The organism is Mesorhizobium sp. M1143 (genome assembly GCF_040318435.1).
GTDB lineage: Bacteria > Pseudomonadota > Alphaproteobacteria > Rhizobiales > Rhizobiaceae > Mesorhizobium.
This window is the reverse complement of sequence record NZ_JAMYMJ010000119.1, coordinates 1-3,867: the sequence shown is the minus strand read 5'-3', so window position 1 is coordinate 3,867 and position 3,867 is coordinate 1. Positions and strand designations below refer to the sequence as shown.

At 58.9% G+C, this 3,867-nt stretch carries 3 protein-coding genes and 1 pseudogene; 3 read left to right on the top strand and 1 reads right to left on the bottom strand.

Annotated elements, in window-relative coordinates; translation table 11 throughout:
- Together NKH35_RS30860 and NKH35_RS30855 are read left to right on the top strand one after the other, a co-directional pair.
- Positions 1-686: pseudogene (locus NKH35_RS30860) on the top strand (5-demethoxyubiquinol-8 5-hydroxylase UbiM); the annotation flags it as partial.
- Positions 687-979: 293 nt separating this feature from the next.
- The gene (locus NKH35_RS30855; protein ID WP_352917471.1) at positions 980-2,890 is read left to right on the top strand and encodes a putative bifunctional diguanylate cyclase/phosphodiesterase; all 1,911 of its coding nucleotides are present in this window, start codon (positions 980-982) and stop codon (positions 2,888-2,890) included.
- A gap of 94 nt (positions 2,891-2,984) precedes the next feature.
- Here the strand turns inward: NKH35_RS30855 and NKH35_RS30850 are convergent, their stop codons facing one another.
- A complete protein-coding gene (locus NKH35_RS30850; RefSeq protein WP_081731646.1) occupies positions 2,985-3,266 on the bottom strand; it encodes a DNA -binding domain-containing protein in 282 nt (93 codons plus the stop codon).
- Positions 3,267-3,370: 104 nt separating this feature from the next.
- Here NKH35_RS30850 and NKH35_RS30845 point away from each other — a divergent pair, with 104 nt between their 5' ends.
- Positions 3,371-3,604: a helix-turn-helix domain-containing protein gene (locus NKH35_RS30845; protein ID WP_023708050.1), complete on the top strand. Its 234-nt coding sequence runs from the start codon at positions 3,371-3,373 to the stop codon at positions 3,602-3,604.
- The last annotated feature ends 263 nt before the right edge of the window (positions 3,605-3,867 follow it).

Here is a 3,867-nt window from a genome sequence, read left to right as displayed (position 1 = left end):
CGGATTCGCGTTTGTCCGCGATGCGCGACCTGCTCGGCATTGGCGCCAACATCCATCCGCTTGGCCACTCCATGCTGATTTGCCGAGTGAGGCACGAGCGCTTCCATCACCAGATCGCGGTCGAATGGTTCGACCACCATCAGACCATAGCGATGTTGCCGCTCATGGAAGGCGTGTCGTCACTGCTTGTGACTTTGCGCTCAATCGAGGCCGATAGACTGTCTGTTCTCGATGACGAATTGTTCCTCATGGAATTGATGAACCGGTGTCGAGGACGCCTCGGGCAGATGACCCTGGCAAGCACCCGCCATGCCTATCCGCTGGTCACGACCTGGGCGCACAAGTTCTCGGCACCGAGTGCGGCACTTATAGGAGACGCTGCCATCGGCATGCACCCGGTGACCGCGCATGGCTTCAACATCGGCCTCAGCGGCCAGAAGCAACTCGCTCATAAAATACTGACAGCATGTCGCGCCCGCCGCGACATTGCCGATCCCGACATGCTCGGCAGATACGAAAGCCGGCTGCGGCTGTCGGCGGCGCCGCTCTATCATGCCACCAACATGCTTGTCGGTCTTTACTCAAGCGAGCACCCGGCGGCACGGCTTGCAAGACATGCTGGGCTCCGCTTTGCCCAACATCTTCCCTTTGTCCGCCATGGCATTTCGGCCATGCTCAGGCGGTGAATCGCACAGAGCGCTACCGCTCTGGAGCGCTGTCTCGGCGCGGCTTCTTTGTCTTGCTGGCTCGCAGCGTCGCGGGCAAGGCTGCTTCCTGGTGACGTTGCCGATCATGGCATGATTCGGATCAAGGCACGCGCGCGGGCGAAACCTTGATGATTCGGCAATGCTAAGCCAAAGGTGTGACCCGAAGCATGGTGAGCGCACTGGTTACCCTCGCTGGGTAGTTAACCCGTCCTTCAGTGGGCTTGCATAGGTTTGGTCCTCGCGAACAATGACGGAAGCAAGCTGGTCCATTCATGGCACCCCTAAAGAAAGAAGAATCGCTGGAGGCCAAAATCCGTCAGGATCAGCTTGCTGACCTGAGGGCCGGGCTCTTCGTGTCGATGCCGATAAGCGCGATCCTGTCAGGCCTGATTTGCGGGGTGCAGGCCCTTTCTGGCGGCGGCTTTGCCGCTGCAAGCTGGTTCCTGGTCGTCAATGCGCTAAATGCCGCCCGGCTTGCACTCGCCCGTTTTCAGCTAAAGGAAACGGGGCGCCATCAGGATTTGCTTGGCGTTTTGCCGCGCCTTCGCATGTTTGGCGTCCTTGCCCTTCTGGCAGGGTTTGCCTGGTCCTTCCCGGCCGTGCTGACTGTTGGATACACAACACCTCAAGCACCGATGCATCTGGTCATACTGGCGGGCATTTCAGCTGGTGCGGTTACATATGGCAGTTCGTATGCCGCGGCGGCGACCAGCTTCATCACACCTCCACTCCTCATCACGGTGGCGTGCCTTTTGGCGAAAGGCAATTTTGAACGCTACATTCTGGCTTTCACCGTTCTGCTCTTCATGGGCGGCTTGGTCCGAGCTTCGTTTGTTGGGCAGGCGCGCTTCCGCGAAGCAAGCCGCCTGAGACATGAGGCAGAGCGACTTGCGTCGGAAATGGAGCGCAACTCCAGGGAGGACCATTTGACCGCCCTTCTCAACAGGCGGGGCCTTGAACACGCCATCGGTCGGTTCAAGACCGCGGATGGCCCCTTCGTGGCAATGCTGATTGATCTGGACGGCTTTAAATCTGTCAACGACACCTACGGTCACAGGACCGGTGATGAACTGCTTGTCATGATCGCCCGCCGCATAGAGCAGGAAGCACCGGAAGGCTCAACGCTAGCTCGTATCGGCGGCGATGAATTCGTGCTGGTTTTTCCCTCAACGAGAGCTTCGCTTTCTGCCAGTGATCTCGCCTCCAATATCATAGCCAAAATTGCTCGCCCCTATGTCGGGGTCGCGTCCGTGCGCGTCGGGGCATCGATAGGGATATACTTGGCGCAGACGTCGAGCCTGACTGAAATGCTGTTGCGGGCCGATATCGCCCTTTATACGGCCAAGCGCCATGGCAGGAACGAATTTTGCCTGTTCGATGCCGAACTCGACCGGGAACTCCAACGCCGCCAGTCCATCGAACGGGACCTTCATTCGGCGATAAAGACGGGAAGATTGCAACCTTGGTTCCAGCCGATCGTGAAACTCGACACCGAGGCCGTGGTCGGTTTTGAAGCCTTGCTGAGATGGTCCCATCCGACACCTGGTGCCATCTCTCCACCCGAAATCATCACAGCCGCACGCGAAACCGGAATGCTTCAGCTGCTGACGCAAACCGTATTCGCCGACTGTTGTGCTTTTATCGACGGCTTGGTGAAAGCTGACTGTCGTAACATTCGTGTGGCGATGAATGTTTCCCCGCGCGAACTGGAAGCCGGCGATATCGACGACATGGTTCTGGATGGTCTGGCCGCAAGAGGCCTGCCTGCGACGATGTTCGAAATCGAGATTACCGAAGAATCGCCGGTGGATCCGGACAGAGTGGATGAAAAGCTCGGACGGCTTTCGCATGCCGGTATTTCCATCGCGCTCGACGACTTCGGCACCGGCTTTTCTACCTTGGCATCTCTCAAGGACCGTCGGATACGCAAGGTGAAAATAGACCAAGGCTTCATTCGCGGCTTGGCCAAGTCCCGAGAGGACCGACTGCTTGTCAAATCCGTCATCGAACTCGGTGACATGCTCGGGATCGAGGTCATGGCCGAGGGCGTCGAAACAGAGGCGGATCGGCAAACCCTGCACAAGCTTGGTTGCCGAACCGCCCAAGGCTTCCTCTTCTCCAAGGCTGTGCCTTTGATGCAAGCACTGGAAATGGCAGTCAAACAGTACGCGAACCAGTTGTGACCGCTCCCGCAGCGCCCGCTGTCGCGGCCGTGCGCTGCCGAATTTGGCTACAGAGACTTGCCTACTCGAAACACGTGGCATTGGGCGCTGTGCATCAGCCGGCGAACAGTTCCTTGTAGCCGGTCGTCACCATCCAGTTCGCACGGTCGATATGGCTGCGAAGAGCTTTGCGGGCGCGGACCGGGTCAATGGACGGGTCGATGCCGAGGATGCGCTCGGCCATCTCCTTTTCGCTGGCATTCTCGGCGCAGGCATCCAGGATCCGCAGGTAGATCGTGAAATGCTCCCTGTCGTAGCTCGTGAGGTTCTCCGACCAGGGGACTTCATCGCTCAAACTTGAGCTTCGAGTCTCATCTGTTCCCATTGGTCCATTCATGCCTGCGAACCTCGCCTGTGAGCGCAGGCAGTATATCCCAAAATGGGATAATCCGAAACCGGGATTAGTCGCTGATCCGGTCTTTACCCGACCGGTTCGCCTCCATGCCCAAATCCCTTCGATCGCCCCGCCACCAGCGGTTCCTGGCCCGGCTGGTTTTGCTGCGCAAGGCCAAAGGCCTGACCCAGAAGCAGCTGGCTGACAAGCTTGGTCGTCCCCAATCCTTCGTGGCCAAGTACGAGGGCGCAGAGCGGCGTCTCGATGTCATCGAGTTTCTCGACATAACTGCGGCCCTTGACGCTGATCCGTGCGAGATTCTCTCCAGCCTCCGGTCCTAGCGGGCGCGCCGCATCTATCATGATCACGGACAGGAATATTGAGTGGGACAACGCCTCAATTTGTTGAAAGGCGAGCGCTGGTTTTCGGAGGAAGCCGCGCGCACGGCGCCGATGCCTTTTGGTTCTCGACGTAACTGCGGCGCCTGACCATGTGCGAAAAAACTTGGCGGGCGCCCGCGCGCCTGACGACGCGCACCAGGTGCTCGTGAACCGAGCCCCCTTTTCTTCGGCAAGCTCAGGCGGTCTCGGCCATTCGGCTGCGC